Source organism: Kitasatospora misakiensis (assembly GCF_042656005.1).
Lineage (GTDB): Bacteria > Actinomycetota > Actinomycetes > Streptomycetales > Streptomycetaceae > Kitasatospora > Kitasatospora misakiensis.
In genome coordinates this window covers 1-16,089 of the sequence record NZ_JBHSOF010000050.1, presented here as the reverse complement: position 1 = coordinate 16,089, position 16,089 = coordinate 1, and the positions used below count along the sequence as shown (strand labels likewise).

Below are 16,089 nucleotides of genomic sequence, written 5' to 3'. Positions count from 1 at the left end.
ACCGTCCGGTCCGCGGGCTCCCCTCGATCTCCCCGCCTGCTACGGCACGGCCGCGCCGACCGGCGTGCGGCGGCGGACGTCGGCCGCGGCCTCCAGCGAGGCGGTGGCGGTGGCCACCACGGCCGCCGCCCCGACCCCGGCCAGCACCCGCGGCCAGAAGTCCCCGAACACCTCCACCGAGACCGCGATCAGCAGCGCCGCGAGGACCGCGACCACGTGCTCCATCCCGGCCAGGTTCGGCAGCACGACCGCCTCGCCCACCATCAGCGCCACGACCAGCCCGGCCGTGAACCAGGCCCGGCAGCGGAACGCGATGCAGATCGCCAGTGCCACCACCGCGGCCGACGGACCGGTGTCCCGGACGTGCGCGACCCACTTCGGGAAGCCGAAGAGGTGGTCCGGCCCGATCGCCACCCCGACCCGGGCGAACAGCGTCCCGGCGAGCGTGCAGGTGTAGGCCACCACCAGGGTCAGCCGCCGGCCGAGCACCAGCTCGGCGATGCCGAAGACCACGAAGACCTGCGCCAGTGCCCCCCACACCGGCAGGTCCAGGGCGGGCACGTACAGCGACAGCGGCGTGCGCAGCAGCGAGACCTCCAGCGGCAGCGCCGCCTTCACCACCCCGATCCGGGTGACGAAGTGCTCGCCGCCCGGCAGGTGCTGGACGACGCTGAACAGCAGGATCAGACAGGTCGCCGCGGTGGCCAACGGAACGGCCGCGAACTTCTTGCGCGCCACCTGCTCCCGGACCGTCCCGAACAGCGTTCCCCACTCGGCGGCAGCGGCCTCTCCGGCAATTGCCAACGGCCCCTTCCGCACGCCCCCCGCGTGGGTCCTCCGCATCACAACCGGTTCTCCAAATCCCCGTTGGCGCAAGCGCCTTCCCGACTACCCCCACATTAGAAGCCGGTTAACGAATCCACATCGGCATTTGTGCGGATCCGAGTCATCCTCAAGGGGGAGAAGTCACCAGGAAATCCCCCCATCCGGCCGACTGGCCCCCTCCGCCCCCCGGCGGAGGGCTACCCCTTCCCGTCCCGTGCCGCCACCGGCACCCGGGGCGCCGCGGCGGGCGGTCCCTGGTGCCGACGACGGAACAGGGCGGGCAGGCTCGGTACGGTGATGAAGCCCTCGGCCCGGGCACTGGCGATGCCGATCCGCGGAATCTCGCTGCTCTTCTCGAACAGCAGATAACGCGGCTCCCAGATCGGCCGGTACTTGGCGTTTGCCCGGTAGAGCGATTCGATCTGCCACCAGCGCGAGAAGAAGCCCAGAACGGAACGCCAGAGCCGCAGTACCGGCCCCGCGCCGAGCTTCGAGCCGCGCTCGAAAACGGAACGGAACATTGCGAAGTTCAGCGAGACCCTGGCCAGATTCACCTCACGGGACCGCTGCAGGAGTTCGATCACCATGAACTCCATCAGGCCGTTCTCGGTGTCCCTGGCCCGGCGCATGAGGTCCAGCGAGAGCCCGTCCGCGCCCCACGGCACGAAGCTGAGCAGGGCCTTCAGCTCGCCCTCGGCGTCGTGGCACTCCAGCATCACGCAGCGACCGTCGCCCGGGTCGCCGAGCCGGCCCAGCGCCATCGAGAAGCCGCGCTCGGTCGCGCCGTCGCGCCACTGGTCGGCCTTGGCCACCAGCTCGGCCATCTCGTACTCGGGGATCTCCTCGTGCCGGCGGATCCGCACCGTGTACCCGGCCCGCTTGACCCGGTTGTACGCCTGCCGCACCACCCGCATCGCGCGGCCGTCCAGCGAGAACTCGTCCAGCTCGACGATCGCCTCGTCGCCCAGCTCCAGCGCGTCGAGACCGTGCCGGGCGTAGATCACGCCGGCCTCCTCGGAGGCGCCCATCACCGCCGGCGCCCAGGCGTGCTCGCGCGCCTCGGCCAGCCAGGCGTCGATGGCGCCGGGCCAGGCCTCGGGGTCGCCGATCGGGTCGCCGGAGGCCAGCGAGACGCCGCCGACCACCCGGTAGGTGACCGCCGCCTTGCCGCTCGGCGAGAACATCACCGCCTTGTCCCGGCGGAGCGCGAAGTAGCCCAGCGAGTCCCGGTCGCCCTGCTTCTCCAGCAGCCCCCGCAGCCGCTGCTCGTCGGCGGCGGTGAGCAGCTCGGTGTCCCGCGGGCTGCGGAAGGCCGCGTACCCGACCAGCAGGAGGAACACTCCGCCCATCACGTTGATGACCGCGTTCACCCAGGTCGGCGCGGCGATGACGGAGCGCAGGTGCTCGCTGGGGTCGATGGTGATCATCCGGCCGACCGAGTAGCGGAACATGTCCCAGAAGTCGGCGGCGCCGTGCAGCTCGTTGGTCATGGCCACCAGGGCCGCGCCGATCACGCCGCCGAGGCCCAGGCTGAGCACGAAGGCGGCGGCGGCGGTCTTCGGGTTGGAGCTGTCGCCCTTGGAGGTGAACTCCTTCCGGCCGACCAGCAGCGCCAGCACGAAACCCCAGGTCAGCACGATGGAGAAGTAGTTCAGCGGGTGCTTGTCGAAGCCGTCGAGCAGCGTCATGGCGATCAGGTAGAGCACCGCGAACAGGCCGGCCAGCGCCGTGTTGAAGATCCACGCGGCCCGCTTGCGGCGCCGCATCGCGATCGCCAGGAAGACCGAGAGCACCGCGAAGCTCAGCCCGGTGGTCATCAGGTAGGGGGTGAAGTACTCGCCCTCGTTGTGCGTCCTGATCTGGTCCCGGAACGGAACCGAGAGGACGGCGACGAGGTTCAGCAGGGCGATCAGCCGCAGGTACCAGACGGTCGCCGCCGCGGCCCGCGGACGCCAGCGCGCCATGAGGGCGCCGGACCGGGACCCGGATCCGATGGGGGAGGTGGACGGCTCCGGCTTCACAGTGGACGACACAGCTCAATTCCAAACGATCAGGTGGTGGGTCGCATCCGCAGACGGCCCGGCCGGACGCCCACCTCGGCCGGCGGGCCGAATGAGCGGCAGCCAATTCCATGGTTCCCCACCCACGGTGAGAATCGCGTGAACCAGGTAGCGGATTCACACCCCCGCCGTTCGGCGGGGGTCGCCGTGGGAGGCCGGGCCCGGCGAAGCCGCCGGTCAGGCCCTACTCTCAGTTCCAGTCATGCGGACCGGCCCAGGCCCGGCCGCCGAACCGAGGAGGGACCATCACCACCACCCGCGTGCTGATCGTGGACGACGAGATCCTGGTCCGGTCCGGGCTGGGCCTCATCGTCGGCTCCGCCCCCGACCTGGAGGTGGTTGGCGACTGCTCGGGCACGCAGACCGAGGAGTACGTCCGGCGGCTGCGTCCGCACGTGGTGCTGCTCGACATCCGGATGCCCGACCTGGACGGCATCTCGGTACTCCGCCGGCTGCGGGCGCTGCCCGATCCGCCGGCCGTGGCGATGCTGACCACCTTCGACACCGAGGAGTACATCGGTACCGCGCTGCGGGCCGGCGCCTCCGGCTTCCTCCTCAAGGACACCGCCCCGGACCAGCTGGTGCACGCCGTCCGGGTGCTCGCGGCGGGCGGCAACATCCTCTCCCCGACCGTGACCCGCACCGTGATCGGCGGCTACGTGGACGGCGGCGGGCCGGACGCCGAGGCGGCCACCCTGGCCCGTACGCTGACCGGCCGCGAGCTGGACGTGCTGGCGCTGCTGGGCGAGGGCCTGTCCAACGCCGAGATCGCCGACCGGCTGTTCCTCGGCACCGGCACGGTCAAGGACCACATCAGCGCGATCCTCGGCAAGCTCGGCGCCGCCAACCGGGTCCAGGCGGCCGTCATCGCCCACCGGGCCGGGCTGGTCCGCCCGAAGCCGAGCGACGGGGCATGAGCGACTCCTCTCCCGCACGACGGCTGCCGGCCGCGTTCACCGCGCCCTGGCTGATGATCCTGCTGCCCGCCCTCTACTCCCTGGTGGACGCCGCCCTGGTGGCCCGCGGCGCCCCGCTCTGGCAGACCCTGCTGTCGGTGCTGGCCGCCGTCGCGCTGCTGTGGCGGCGGCGCTTCCCGGTCACCGTGCTGCTGCTGACCATGCCGGGCAGCTACCTCGACGACATCTGGCTCGCCCCGATAACGGCCGTCTACACGGTGGCCGCCGAGCGCCCGAACCCCCGGGTGGTGGTGCCCTGCGCCTCGCTCTTCGCCCTGGTGGAGTTCTTCCACTGGCCGCTCTCCGAGCAGTCCTTCGAACCGACCCGGGACACCGCGCTGTACGCGATCCAGTCGGTGATGCTGGCGGCCGGCCCGGCCGCCACCGGTCTGCTCTCCCGGACCAGGCGCGAGCTGGCGGCCCGGCTGGACGAGCTCACCCGGGGGCAGGAGCGGGAGAGCCGGCTGCTGGCCGAGCGGGTGCTCAGCGAGGAGCGCGGCCGGCTCGCCCGGGAGATGCACGACGTGGTCTCGCACCAGGTCAGCCTGATCAGCATCCAGGCGGGCGCGCTCCAGGTGTCCACCCGGGACGCGGCGGCCTCGGCCGTCGCGGCGACCATCCGCGAGCTGTCCGTGCGCACCCTGGAGGAGCTGCGGCAGATGGTCGGTGTGCTGCGGGCCGGCGGGCCGCGGACCGGCACCCCGCTGGCCCCGCAGCCGCGGCTGGCCGATCTGCCCCGGCTGATCGAGGAGAGCGGGCTGGCCGCCGACACCGAACTCCTCCCGGGCGACCGCCCCTGGCCGGAGGCGGTCGAGCGGGCCGCGTACCGCACCGTCCAGGAGGCGCTCACCAACATCAGCAAGTACGCGCCGCAGGCCGCCGTGCACGTCCGGATCCGGGCCCGGGGCCGGCGGCTGCGGGTCGAGGTGCGCAACGACGCCCCGCCGGTCGGCCCCGCCCAGATCCTGCCGGGCGGCGGCCACGGCCTGGTCGGCCTGCGCGAACGCGCACAGTTGCTCGGCGGCTCGCTCACCGCCGGCCCGACCGCGGACGGCGGCTTCGAGGTCCGCGCCGACCTCCCGGCCCCGTCCTCCTGACCCGGCGGGCCCCGGGAGCGCCGAGAGCCGCACCGGCGCCGCGAGGCGTACCGGAGAACGAGAAAGCCCCGCAGATCCGAAGATCTGCGGGGCTTCGCTGTGCGCGAGGGGGGAGTTGAACCCCCACGCCCTTTCGGGCACTGGAACCTGAATCCAGCGCGTCTGCCTATTCCGCCACCCGCGCATGGGTGTTTTCACCGCTTGCCGGTCGACCAGCCGATCCGCTCGGTACCATGTGGCCTTCGCGGTTCTTCGATCGGGCCACCCGGTGGGCGCCCCTTCCGACATGGAAAACAGTAGCACGACCTGCGGGTCACCTCCGAATCCGTTCCCCGAGGAGGCGGAGCGCATCCGAACGGATGCCCGGCGAACAGGCGAGCGAGGGATGGCGGGCCCGCCGGGCGGGTAACCCTGGCATGCCGCCTCCCGTATGCGTCACCCTGTGTGTCCGAGCCCACCCCCGGGCACCACGTGGTCCGGGAACCGTACGGATGGCCCCGGCGTGGATACGATCAGTACGGAAGTACCGCAAGTAGGCGTGACCGGCTCCGCCCGGAATCCGGTCGGCAGGCAGGCGAACGAACCCTGGAAGGGGGTGCCCCATGGGAGTGCTGAAGAAGTTCGAGCAGCGACTCGAGGGTCTCGTCAACGGCACCTTCGCGAAGGTGTTCAAGTCCGAGGTCCAGCCCGTGGAGATCGCCGGCGCGCTGCAGCGCGAGTGCGACAACAACGCGAGCATCTGGAACCGCGACCGGACCGTCGTGCCCAACGACTTCATCGTCGAGCTCAGCCCGCACGACCACGAGCGGCTGAGCCCCTACTCCGGGCAGTTGGGCACCGAACTCGCCGGCATGGTCCGCGAGTACGCGGAGGCCCAGCGGTACACCTTCATGGGCCCGCTCCAGGTGAACCTGGAGAAGGCCGACGACCTCGACACCGGCCTGTACCGGGTGCGCAGCCGCACCCTCGCCGCGGAGGAGCCGCAGCAGCAGGCCCCCGCGCAGCCGACCCAGCCCGGCTACGGCCGCCCGCCGGCCGCCCCGGCCCCCGGCGCGCCCTGGCAGCAGGGCGGCGCCGCCCAGTACGCCCCGCCCCCGCCGCCGCCGGCCGCGCCCCCCGCCGTTCCGGCCGGGCCGCCCGCGACCGCCGCCGGCAATGTGCGCCCCTTCCCGGGCGCCGGCCACGGCACCGCGGTCCGGCGCTGGATCGAGGTGAACGGCGCCCGCCACCAGATCTCCGGGAACGCCTGTGTGCTCGGCCGTTCCACCGAGGCTGACGTCCGCATCGACGACCCCGGGGTCTCCCGCAAGCACGCCGAGATCCGCCCCGGTACGCCCTCGATGGTGCTGGACCTGGGGTCGACCAACGGCATCGTGGTGGACGGACAGCACACCCAGCGCGCTACGCTCCGCGACGGCTCTCGAATCGTCGTGGGCTCCACCACCATCGTCTACCGACAGGTCGAAGGGTAGAGCGGGCGCGGTTATGTCAGAACTGACCCTCACGGTCATGCGGCTGGGATTCCTGGCCGTGCTGTGGCTGTTCGTGATCGTCGCGGTCCAGGTGATCCGCAGCGACCTCTTCGGAACCAGGGTGAACCCCCGGGCCTCCCGCCGGGGCGGTGCCGCCACCCCGGCGGCGCCCGCGGCCGGGCCCGCCGGGCGCGCCCCGCAGGGCCAGCCGCCGGCCGGCGGTCCGCCGACCCAGGGCGGCGGGCGCCGCCGCGGCGCCCCGACCCAACTGGTCGTCGTGCAGGGCTCGCTGGCCGGCACCACCGTCGCGCTGCAGGGCCAGACCATCACGCTGGGCCGCGCGCACGACTCCACCATCGTGCTGGACGACGACTACGCGTCCTCCCGGCATGCCAGGATCTATCCCGACCAGACTGGGCAGTGGACGGTGGAGGATCTAGGCTCCACCAACGGCACCTATCTGGACCGTCAGCGCCTGACCGCGCCGACCCCGCTCCAGCCGGGCATGCCGATCCGTATCGGCAGGACCGTCATCGAACTGCGGAAGTAGTAGCGCATGAGGGACAGCATCCCGTCCATGACCCAGAGGGGGGCGCAGCTCGCATGACCCTGGTGCTGCGCTTCGCCGCCGGCTCCCACAAGGGACTGATCCGGGAGGGGAACGAGGACTCCGGCTATGCCGGCCCGCGGCTGCTGGCCGTGGCCGACGGCATGGGCGGCGCGGCGGCCGGCGAGGTCGCGTCCTCCGAGGTGCTCGGCTCGATCGTCCGACTGGACGAGGACGTGCCGGGCGCCGATCTGCTGACCCTGCTCGGCGACGCGGTCCAGGGCGCCAATGACCGGCTCCGGCAGATGGTCGAGGAGGACCCGCAGCTCGAAGGCATGGGCTGCACCCTCACCGCGATGCTCTGGACCGGCCAGCGGATGGGCCTGGTCCACGTCGGCGACTCCCGCGCCTACCTGCTGCGGGACGGCGCCCTGGTGCAGATCACCCAGGACCACACCTGGGTGCAGCGGCTGGTCGACGAGGGCCGGATCACGCCCGAGGAGGCCGAGACGCACCCGCAGCGCTCGCTGCTGATGCGCGCGCTGGACGGCCGCGGCCAGGTCGAGCCCGACCTGTCGATCCGCGAGGTCCGGGCCGGCGACCGCTACCTGATCTGCTCCGACGGCCTCTCCGGGCCGGTCAGCCATCAGACCCTCCAGGACACCCTGGGCAGCTACTACGCGCCCGAGCAGACCGTGCAGGAGCTGATCCAGCTCGCGCTGCGCGGCGGTGGCCCGGACAACATCACCTGCATCGTCGCTGACGTCCTCGACGTCGGCGCCACGGACACCCTGAGCGGCCAGTTCAACGACGTGCCGGTGGTGGTCGGCGCGGTCGCCGAGACCCCGCCGTCCTCGGCCGCCGCCGACCAGTCGATCCGCGACACCCCGGCCGGCCGCGCCGCCGGCCTGGGCCGCGGCCCGCAGGGCGCCTTCGGCCCCGCCGAGGGCTACGGCGCCGGTCACCCCGACGGCGGCTTCGGCCCGGCCAAGGGCTACGGCGGCGGCTACCCGGAGGGCGGCGCCGAGCCCTCGGTCTACGGGACCGAGGACTACGACGACGAGGCGCCCCGGCCCAAGCGGCGGAACCGGGCGCTGACCTTCTCGCTGATCGGCCTGGTCACCGTGGGCCTGCTCGGCGCGGGCGGCTTCTTCGGCTACCAGTGGACCCAGAGCCAGTACTACGTCGGCGCCGAGGGCGACCACGTCGCGGTCTACCAGGGCGTGAACCAGAGCCTGGCGGGCCTGAGCCTGTCCTCGGTGCACACCCCGCACAAGGACATCGAACTCAAGTTCCTCCCGCAGGACCAGCGCACCCTCGTCGCCAACACCATCGCGGCGAGCAGCCTCGGCGACGCCGACGACAAGGTGAAGAAGCTGGGCGAGCAGGCCGCGTTCTGCCGGAAGGTCTCCGACGTCCGGGCCTCCGCCGCCAACCCGCCCGCCCAGGGCGGCGCCCCGGCGACCGGCCAGTCGGCCCAACCGACCCAGCCGACCCAGTCGGCCGCCGGAACGGTGGCCACCCACGCCGGGTTCGTGGCGGCCACCACGATGCCCAGCCCGTCCGCGACCGGCCGGGGCCCGGCGGCCGGCGTCCCCGGCGGCACCCCGACCCCGAGCACGCCGAGCACCACCCCGGCCCCCGTCGTGCCCAGCCAGGGCGCCGCGGCCCCGGCCGCCCCGCAGAGCGACCTGCCCGGTCTGACCGACGACGAGCGGCAGCGCGCCGACTCCTGTCCGAAGTGACGGACGCGACCCGACAGAGACCCGCCCGGCGCGGGTCCGCCGGCCGTCAGGGAGCGGCTACCACGTGAGAGAGCGAAGCGAACAGACTGTCGAGAGGCGCGTACGGGCGTACGCCCCTGCCGAGCGGAGCGAGGCGGGAGCATGAGTACCTTCGATGTGAGCAGCGACCCGAACAGCCGGTCGGCCGGCGTGCCGGCCGACCGCGCGTCGGCCCGGCGCCGCCGCAACACCACCATCTCGCCGCAGGCGACGCCGAACCGGCGCAACACCGAGCTGGCGATGCTGGCCTTCGCGGTGCTGCTGCCGGTCCTGGCGTACGCCAACGTGGGCCTGTCGATGGACGGCTCGCTGCCCGCCGGCATGCTCGGCTACGGCCTGGGCATGGGCGCCCTCGCGCTGATCGCGCACCTGCTGATGCGGAAGTTCGCGCCGTACGCGGACCCGCTGATGCTGCCCATCGCCACCCTGCTGAACGGGCTCGGCGTGGTGATGATCTGGCGGCTCGACAAGGCCGGTCCGCTGCTGCACAACAACTTCCCGGCCGCCGCCAACCAGCTGATGTGGTCGGGTCTCGGCATCGCGTTCTTCATCGTGGTGATGGTCTTCCTGAAGGACCACCGGGTCCTCCAGCGCTACACCTACATCTCGATGGCGGTGGCCCTGGTGCTGCTCGCCGCCCCGGCGTTCTTCCCGGAGCGCAAGGAGGACCTCGGCGCCAAGATCTGGATCCGGATGGGCGCCTTCTCGATCCAGCCCGGCGAGTTCGCCAAGATCATCCTGACGGTGTTCTTCGCCGGCTACCTGATGGTCAAGCGGGACGCCCTGGCGCTGGCCAGCCGCCGCTTCATGGGCCTGTACCTGCCGCGCGGCCGCGACCTCGGCCCGATCATCGTGATCTGGCTGCTCAGCCTGCTGATCCTGATCTTCGAGAACGACCTCGGCTCGTCCTTCCTGTACTTCGGCCTCTTCGTGGTGATGCTCTACGTCGCCACCGAGCGGACCAGCTGGATCGTCTTCGGTCTGCTGATGTCGGTCGGCGGCGCGGTCGCGGTGGCCTCCACCGCCAGCCACGTCAAGGTCCGCATCGACGCCTGGCTCAACCCGATGGCCGCCTTCGAGCCGAAGCACCCGGTGGGGGCCACCGAGCAGATCGGCCAGGCGCTGATGTCGTTCGGCTCCGGCGGGGTGACCGGCTCCGGCCTCGGCCAGGGCCGCTCCTGGCTGATCGACTTCGCCGCCAAGAGCGACTTCATCCTCGGCTCCTTCGGCGAGGAGCTCGGCCTCACCGGCATGATGGCGATCTTCATGCTCTACGCCCTGCTGATCCAGCGCGGCCTGCGCACCGCCGTCGCCGCCCGCGACCCGTTCGGCAAGCTCTTCGCCGTCGGCCTCTCCTCGGCGATGGCGCTGCAGGTCTTCGTGGTCGCCGGCGGTGTCACCGGCCTGATCCCGCTGACCGGTATGACCATGCCGTTCCTCGCCCAGGGCGGCTCGTCGGTGGTGGCCAACTGGGCGCTGGTCGCGATCCTGCTGAAGATCAGCGACAACGCCCGCCGACCCGGGGTGGAACCCACCCCGACACCCGAGATCCAGGGGGGCACCGCCTCGTGAACAAGCCGATCCGCCGGGTCTCGATCTTCTGCCTCGTGCTGATCCTGGCCCTCATGGTGCGCACCAACTGGGTCCAGGGCGTCCAGGCCGACGCCTGGGCGAGCAACAAGTACAACAAGCGCCAGGTCTACGACCGCTACGCCTACCCGCGCGGCAACATCATCGTCGACGGCCAGCCGATCACCCAGTCCACCTTCGTGAACGGCCTGCGCTACAAGTACAAGCGCTCCTGGACCGACCCCCAGATGTACGCCCCGGTGACCGGCTACTCCTCGCAGGCCTTCGGCGCCACCCAGCTGGAGCAACTGGAGGACGGCATCCTCTCCGGCAGCGACGACCGGCTGTTCTTCCGCAACACCCTGGACATGCTGACCGGCGAGCAGAAGCGCGGCGGCGACGTCGTCACCACGATCAACTCCAAGGCCCAGAAGGCGGCCTTCGAGGGGCTCGGCAACAAGAAGGGCGCGGTCGTCGCGCTCGACCCGAAGACCGGCGCGATCCTCGCCCTGGTCTCCACGCCGTCCTACGACCCGGCCTCCTTCGCCGGCAACGAGTCCTCGGACACCAAGGCCTGGACCGACCTCCTCGCCGACCCGAACAAGCCGATGCTCAACCGGGCGCTGCGCGAGACCTATCCGCCCGGCTCCACCTTCAAGCTGGTCACCGCGTCGGCGGCGTTCGAGAACGGCCTCTACCAGAACATCGACGACCAGACCTCGACCCCGGAGCCGTACACCCTGCCGGGCACCAACTTCGTGCTGAAGAACGAGTCCGACCGGGAGCAGTGCGCCAACGCCACGCTGAAGTCCGGCATGGACCAGTCCTGCAACACGGTCTTCGCCAAGATCGGCGCCGACCTCGGCAGGGACAAGATGCGGGTGCAGGCCGAGAAGTTCGGCTTCAACAGCACCGTGGACACCCCGATCCGCTCCGAGAAGAGCGTCTACCCGTCCAACTCGACCCCGGACGGCACCGCCCAGGACGCCATCGGCCAGCACGACACCCAGGCCACCCCGCTGCAGATGGCGATGGTCTCCGCGGCGATCGCCAACAACGGCTCGCTGATGCAGCCGTACCTGGTCGCCGAGGAGCGCTCGGCCTCGCTGACCACCATCTCCAAGCACACCGAGAAGCAGTTCTCCCAGCCGATCAGCCCGGCCACCGCGCAGAAGCTGCAGGACCTGATGGTCTCGGTGGTCGAGAACGGCACCGGCAAGAACGCCAAGATCCCGGGCCTCTCCGTCGGCGGCAAGACCGGTACCGCCCAGCACGGCGAGGGCAACGCGGGCCTGCCGTTCGCCTGGTTCACCTCGTACGCCAAGGCCCCCGACGGCCGCACGGTCGCGGTCGCGGTGGTCGTCGAGGACGGCTCCAACAACCGCGACGGCATCAGCGGCGGCCGGCTCGCCGCGCCGATCGCCAAGTCGGTGATGCAGGCCGTCCTCGGGAAGTGACGGCGGGGCCCGCGGGTGAGGGAAATGTCACGATCGGGAGCCACGTCCGGATACCGGTCTGATATCGGCCTGCGGTCGACTCGGGTCCGGTGCGGTCCGACCGGTAGCGTGTCCGCAGCAGCGGGTGTACCCGCTGCCGTCCGCGCGATGCCGAACCGGTCCTGACCGCAGAACCACCCGGGGCCCGGACGGCGTCACACGGAGCGTGCGGGGACACCTACGTCACAACCTCACCGGCGTGTGAGGGAGAGGGTCGGAACTATGGAAGAGCCTCGTCGCCTCGGCGGCAGGTACGAGCTCGGCGGCGTCCTCGGACGCGGCGGCATGGCCGAGGTGTACCTCGCCCATGACACCCGACTCGGCCGCTCCGTCGCTGTGAAGACGCTCCGGGCCGACATGGCCCGTGATCCGTCCTTCCAGGCCCGCTTCCGTCGCGAGGCACAGTCCGCGGCGTCCCTGAACCACCCCGCGATCGTCGCCGTGTACGACACCGGCGAGGACTACATCGACGGCATCTCCATCCCGTACATCGTGATGGAGTACGTCGAGGGGTCCACGCTGCGCGAGCTGCTGCACTCCGGCCGCCGGCTGCTGCCGGAGCGGGCGCTGGAGATGACCATCGGCATCCTGCAGGCCCTGGAGTACTCGCACCGGGCCGGCATCGTGCACCGCGACATCAAGCCCGCCAACGTCATGCTCACCCGCCAGGGCAACGTCAAGGTGATGGACTTCGGCATCGCCCGGGCGATGGGCGACTCCGGCATGACGATGACGCAGACCTCCGCCGTCATCGGCACCGCCCAGTACCTCTCCCCGGAGCAGGCCAAGGGCGAGCAGGTGGACGCCCGCTCCGACCTCTACTCCACCGGCTGCCTGCTCTACGAGCTGCTCACCGTCCGGCCGCCGTTCATCGGCGACTCCCCCGTCGCGGTCGCCTACCAGCACGTGCGGGAGGAGGCGCAGCCGCCGTCCGTCTTCGACCCCGAGGTGCGCCCCGAGGTCGACGCGATCGTGCTCAAGGCGCTCGCCAAGGACCGCGACTACCGCTACCAGAGCGCCGACGAGATGCGCGACGACATCGAGCGCTTCCTCGACGGACTGCCGGTGGCCGCCGCCCAGCAGGCCGCCGCCTACGGCATGGGCGCCGCCGGGTACGGCTACGACCAGAACGGCTACCCGCAGCACGACCCGTACGGCCAGACCAACCTGCTGCCGCAGCAGGGCCCCGGCGGTCCGACCACCGTCCTGCCGCAGGCCGCCCCGGGCGGTTACCCCGGCCAGCCGCAGCCCGGCTACGACGACGGCTACGGCCAGACCTACGCCGGTGCCCCCGGCGGCGGTGGCAACGACGGCTACGACGACGGCTACGGCCGCGGTGGCGGCCGGCGCGGCGAGGAGCCGCCGAAGAAGAGCAGCACCTCCTGGATCGTGCTGGCGGTCGCCGCCGTGCTGGTCCTGGTCGGCACCTTCTTCGTCGCCCAGGCGATGTTCAACGGCAAGGGCGACGCCAAGAAGGAGCCCCCGAAGGTCACGGCGCCCAACCTGGTCGGCAAGACCCTGGCCGAGGCGAAGGCCGCCCTCGCCCAGGTCGGCCCCAAGCTGGTGGTCACCGAGGGCGAGAAGCTCGCCTGCCCGGACGCCAACGTGAAGAAGGACCAGGTCTGCACGCAGACCCCGGCCGCCAGCAGCCAGGTCGCCGAGACCGCCACGATCACCGTGCAGCTGTCCTCCGGCCCGGCCAAGTCCAACGTGCCCAGCGTGGTCGGCAAGTCCAAGGAGCAGGCCGTCAAGGCGCTCACCGACGCCGGCTTCACCAACGTCACGACCGAGTACAAGGACGACGACAACGCCCCGCTGGACCAGGTCACCGCCCAGGACCCGGCCTCCGGCGGCGCCGACCCGACCGCCCCGGTCAAGCTGACCGTCTCCCAGGGCAAGGCCAAGATCAACGTGCCGAGCGTGGTCGGCCAGCAGAAGGAGGCCGCAGAGGCCGCGCTGGCCGGCGCGGGCTTCCAGGTGGACTCCTCGAAGACCCAGCCGACCAACGATCCCTCCAAGATCAACACGGTCGCCTCGCAGAACCCGGCCGGCGGCAAGCAGCCGGCCGGCACCAAGATCGTGCTGACCGTCTTCAAGGCGCCGGACAAGGTCTCCGTCCCGCCGCTGCAGAACGTCCAGCTCAAGGAGGCCATCAAGACCCTCCAGGGCATGGGCCTGCAGTACACCGTCGTCCAGGGTCCGCAGGACCCGAACGCCACGGTGGTCGCCTCCAACCCGCAGGCCGGGGCCCAGGTGGACCCGAACACCTCGGTCGGGCTGATGACCAGGCCGGCGGATCCGCCCAAAGGGAGCGAGCCACCCCCCGGCTTCCCCGGCTTTCCCCCCACCCCCACCAACACCAAAGGGGGGCCCAACAACAACTAGGCCGCCCTGGTTCCCCTGGTTCTGAGCCCCTCGGGGCCGGACCGACCGGACCGCCCGGCTGAGTTGTTCCCGGCACAACGCCAGAGGGGCCGTCGACGACACGTCGACGGGCCCTCTGGTGTTCTCGCGGCACCGCGCGGGCTCCTGGGGTGCTCTGGGGTGCCCCTGGGGGTTCCTGAGGCCCCACGGGCCCCCACGGGCCCGCCAGGGCGCCCCGACACGCCCCGGGTGGCCTCAGTGCTTCCGCAGCTCGGCGGGCGGGGTGCGCGCGGCGTCCATGTCGTCCACCCGCACCAGGCTCCCCCAGACCGCCATCCGGTAGCGCGAGGTGTAGACCGGGGTGCAGGTGGTCAGCGTGATGTACCGGCCCGGCGCGGTGTAGCCGGAGCCCTTCGGCACCGGCGCGACGATGCCGGTGTCGTACTTGGACGTCTCCGGCAGGGTGCTGTCGACCCGGTAGACGTACCACTTGTCGCGGGTCTCGACGACGATCGCGTCGCCCTTGCCGACGGCGTCGAGCTCGTGGAACTTCGCCCCGTGCCCGTCCCGGTGCGCGGCCAGCGCGAAGTTGCCGGACGCGTCCCAGGGCATCGCCGAGCGGTACGGCTGCTCGTACACCCCGGCGACGCCCTCGGCGAGGGTGGCCGTGTCGGTGCCCATCCGGATCAGCACCTGGTAGTCCCGGCCCATCGCCGGGACGTGCAGGAAGCCGATGCCGTCCCCCGCCGCGAAGCCCGTCCCGGCCGCGGCGGACGGTACGCCGCCCGGGGCCGCCGCGCCGGCGGACGGGGGAGCGGCCGGAGCGCCGGACGCCCAGGACTCGCGCAGCTGGTCGGAGGCCGCGGTGGCGGAGCGGTTCGCCAGCACGTCGGTCCACCAGAGCGAGTACGCGACGAACAGGCCGAGCACCAGCCCCAGGGTGATCAGCAGCTCGCCGACGACGCCCAGGACGGCCAGCCCCCGGCCACCGCGCCGACGGCCCGGTCCGGGTCCGCCGCCGGGCTCCGGCTCGGACGACGGGACGGCCTCCCCGGCCGCCGGCTCGGTCCCCTGGGTCACGTCTCTCCCCTTGTCGTCGGTCCCCGGTCCGCGGTCAGCCTCCCGTGAGGGCGGCCGGCTTGCCCTGGCTGCGCGGCCGTTCCTCGATCATCTTGCCAAACACGATCAGCCGGTACTTGGAGCTGAACTCCGGTGTGCAGGTGGTCAGCGTGATGTACCGACCGGGCGCGCCGAACCCGGCGCCGTTCGGGACGGGCTTGATCACGCTCACGTTGGACGGCGGGGTCTCCGGGATGCCCCCGGTGATCTCGTAGGTGTAGTACGCGGTCGCCGTCTCCACCACGATCTTGTCGCCCTTGCCGAGCTGGTTGATCCGCCGGAACGGCTCGCCGTGGGTGTTGCGGTGCGCGGCCAGCGCGAAGTTGCCCGCCTTGTCGGCCGGCATGCCGCTGCCGGTGTAGTGCCCGACCAGGCCCTTGTCGAGCACCGGGCCCTTCGCGGTGCCCTCGGCGATCGGGAACTTCTGGCCGAGCTTCGGCAGGTAGATGATCGCGAAGCCCTTGCCGGGCTCGAAGACCTCCGGTTTGGCCGGATCCGGCGCCGGCTGTCCCGGCGCCGGGGCACCCGGGGCCGCACCGGCGTCGAACTGCTCCTCCAGCTGGTTGCGGGCCCCGTTCGCGGCCGCGTCGGCCTGCACGTTGGTCCACCAGAGCTGGTACGAGACGAAGAGCAGCATCACCAGGCCGAGGGTGATGCACAGCTCGCCGAGGAACCGGGCGAGGACCACCGCCGCCGGTTCCTTGGGCCGGGGACCGGCCGCGGCCCGGCCGCCCGTGCGGCGCCGGCCACGGCCCTGAGCGGCGCGCCGGCGCTCGGCCCGGCCGCCCGGGGCGGGCGCG

The 16,089-nt window shown here is 71.9% G+C and carries 12 protein-coding genes and 1 tRNA gene; 8 read left to right on the top strand and 5 right to left on the bottom strand.

Translation table 11 applies throughout. The annotated features are described in order from the left end of the window. Nucleotides 1–39 precede the first annotated feature (39 nt). Both ACFP3U_RS29385 and ACFP3U_RS29380 read right to left on the bottom strand, forming a co-directional pair. Nucleotides 40–804 (bottom strand): hypothetical protein, encoded by a 765-nt coding sequence (locus ACFP3U_RS29385; RefSeq protein ID WP_380228742.1) that lies wholly within the window; start codon nucleotides 802–804, stop codon nucleotides 40–42. 218 nt (nucleotides 805–1,022) lie between these two features. After that, nucleotides 1,023–2,789: a phosphatidylglycerol lysyltransferase domain-containing protein gene (locus ACFP3U_RS29380; RefSeq protein WP_380228781.1), complete on the bottom strand. Its 1,767-nt coding sequence runs from the start codon at nucleotides 2,787–2,789 to the stop codon at nucleotides 1,023–1,025. A gap of 362 nt (nucleotides 2,790–3,151) precedes the next feature. Here ACFP3U_RS29380 and ACFP3U_RS29375 point away from each other — a divergent pair, with 362 nt between their 5' ends. Both ACFP3U_RS29375 and ACFP3U_RS29370 read left to right on the top strand, forming a co-directional pair. Next, nucleotides 3,152–3,802, top strand: coding sequence for a response regulator (locus ACFP3U_RS29375; protein ID WP_380228780.1), 651 nt, complete (start codon nucleotides 3,152–3,154; stop codon nucleotides 3,800–3,802). After that, the gene (locus ACFP3U_RS29370; RefSeq protein ID WP_380228741.1) at nucleotides 3,799–4,938 is read left to right on the top strand and encodes a sensor histidine kinase; all 1,140 of its coding nucleotides are present in this window, start codon (nucleotides 3,799–3,801) and stop codon (nucleotides 4,936–4,938) included. The genes ACFP3U_RS29375 and ACFP3U_RS29370 overlap by 4 nt, the downstream gene beginning before the upstream one ends. Nucleotides 4,939–5,038: 100 nt before the next feature. Here ACFP3U_RS29370 and ACFP3U_RS29365 read toward each other — a convergent pair. Further along, nucleotides 5,039–5,122, bottom strand: a tRNA-Leu gene (locus ACFP3U_RS29365). A 418-nt stretch (nucleotides 5,123–5,540) separates the two neighbouring features. On the opposite strand from ACFP3U_RS29365, the gene ACFP3U_RS29360 reads away from it, so the two are divergent. From ACFP3U_RS29360 to pknB, 6 genes are all read left to right on the top strand, one after another. Beyond that, nucleotides 5,541–6,410, top strand: coding sequence for an FhaA domain-containing protein (locus ACFP3U_RS29360; protein ID WP_380228740.1), 870 nt, complete (start codon nucleotides 5,541–5,543; stop codon nucleotides 6,408–6,410). Between the two features lie 13 nt (nucleotides 6,411–6,423). After that, nucleotides 6,424–6,960 (top strand): FHA domain-containing protein FhaB/FipA, encoded by a 537-nt coding sequence (locus ACFP3U_RS29355; protein ID WP_380228739.1) that lies wholly within the window; start codon nucleotides 6,424–6,426, stop codon nucleotides 6,958–6,960. 53 nt (nucleotides 6,961–7,013) lie between these two features. Next, nucleotides 7,014–8,702: a PP2C family protein-serine/threonine phosphatase gene (locus tag ACFP3U_RS29350; RefSeq protein WP_380228738.1), complete on the top strand. Its 1,689-nt coding sequence runs from the start codon at nucleotides 7,014–7,016 to the stop codon at nucleotides 8,700–8,702. A 141-nt stretch (nucleotides 8,703–8,843) separates the two neighbouring features. Beyond that, complete coding sequence (locus tag ACFP3U_RS29345; protein ID WP_380228737.1) at nucleotides 8,844–10,313, top strand: FtsW/RodA/SpoVE family cell cycle protein; 1,470 nt, start codon at nucleotides 8,844–8,846, stop codon at nucleotides 10,311–10,313. Further along, nucleotides 10,310–11,767: a peptidoglycan D,D-transpeptidase FtsI family protein gene (locus ACFP3U_RS29340; RefSeq protein ID WP_380228736.1), complete on the top strand. Its 1,458-nt coding sequence runs from the start codon at nucleotides 10,310–10,312 to the stop codon at nucleotides 11,765–11,767. The genes ACFP3U_RS29345 and ACFP3U_RS29340 overlap by 4 nt, the downstream gene beginning before the upstream one ends. Before the next feature lie 261 nt (nucleotides 11,768–12,028). Further along, nucleotides 12,029–14,191 carry a Stk1 family PASTA domain-containing Ser/Thr kinase gene (gene pknB / locus ACFP3U_RS29335; RefSeq protein WP_380228735.1) on the top strand — a complete coding sequence of 721 codons (2,163 nt, stop codon included), beginning with the start codon at nucleotides 12,029–12,031 and terminating at the stop codon, nucleotides 14,189–14,191. 234 nt (nucleotides 14,192–14,425) lie between these two features. Here the strand turns inward: pknB and ACFP3U_RS29330 are convergent, their stop codons facing one another. Both ACFP3U_RS29330 and ACFP3U_RS29325 read right to left on the bottom strand, forming a co-directional pair. Next, entirely contained in the window at nucleotides 14,426–15,250 is an 825-nt protein-coding gene (locus ACFP3U_RS29330; protein WP_380228734.1) for a class E sortase, read from the bottom strand. A gap of 34 nt (nucleotides 15,251–15,284) precedes the next feature. Further along, nucleotides 15,285–16,089, bottom strand: an 805-nt coding sequence (locus ACFP3U_RS29325) for a class E sortase (protein WP_380228733.1), incomplete at its 5' end; no start/stop codon positions are given.

What these genes read in the sequence shown, in the direction of transcription:
- ACFP3U_RS29380 (WP_380228781.1), bottom strand. Translation starts at nt 2,789, where the DNA reads ATGGCGCGCTGGCGTCCGCGGGCCGCGGCGGCGACCGTCTGGTACCTG.
- ACFP3U_RS29350 (WP_380228738.1), top strand. Translation starts at nt 7,014, where the DNA reads ATGACCCTGGTGCTGCGCTTCGCCGCCGGCTCCCACAAGGGACTGATC.
- ACFP3U_RS29345 (WP_380228737.1), top strand. Translation starts at nt 8,844, where the DNA reads ATGAGTACCTTCGATGTGAGCAGCGACCCGAACAGCCGGTCGGCCGGC.
- ACFP3U_RS29355 (WP_380228739.1), top strand. Translation starts at nt 6,424, where the DNA reads ATGTCAGAACTGACCCTCACGGTCATGCGGCTGGGATTCCTGGCCGTG.
- pknB (WP_380228735.1), top strand. Translation starts at nt 12,029, where the DNA reads ATGGAAGAGCCTCGTCGCCTCGGCGGCAGGTACGAGCTCGGCGGCGTC.
- ACFP3U_RS29360 (WP_380228740.1), top strand. Translation starts at nt 5,541, where the DNA reads ATGGGAGTGCTGAAGAAGTTCGAGCAGCGACTCGAGGGTCTCGTCAAC.
- ACFP3U_RS29370 (WP_380228741.1), top strand. Translation starts at nt 3,799, where the DNA reads ATGAGCGACTCCTCTCCCGCACGACGGCTGCCGGCCGCGTTCACCGCG.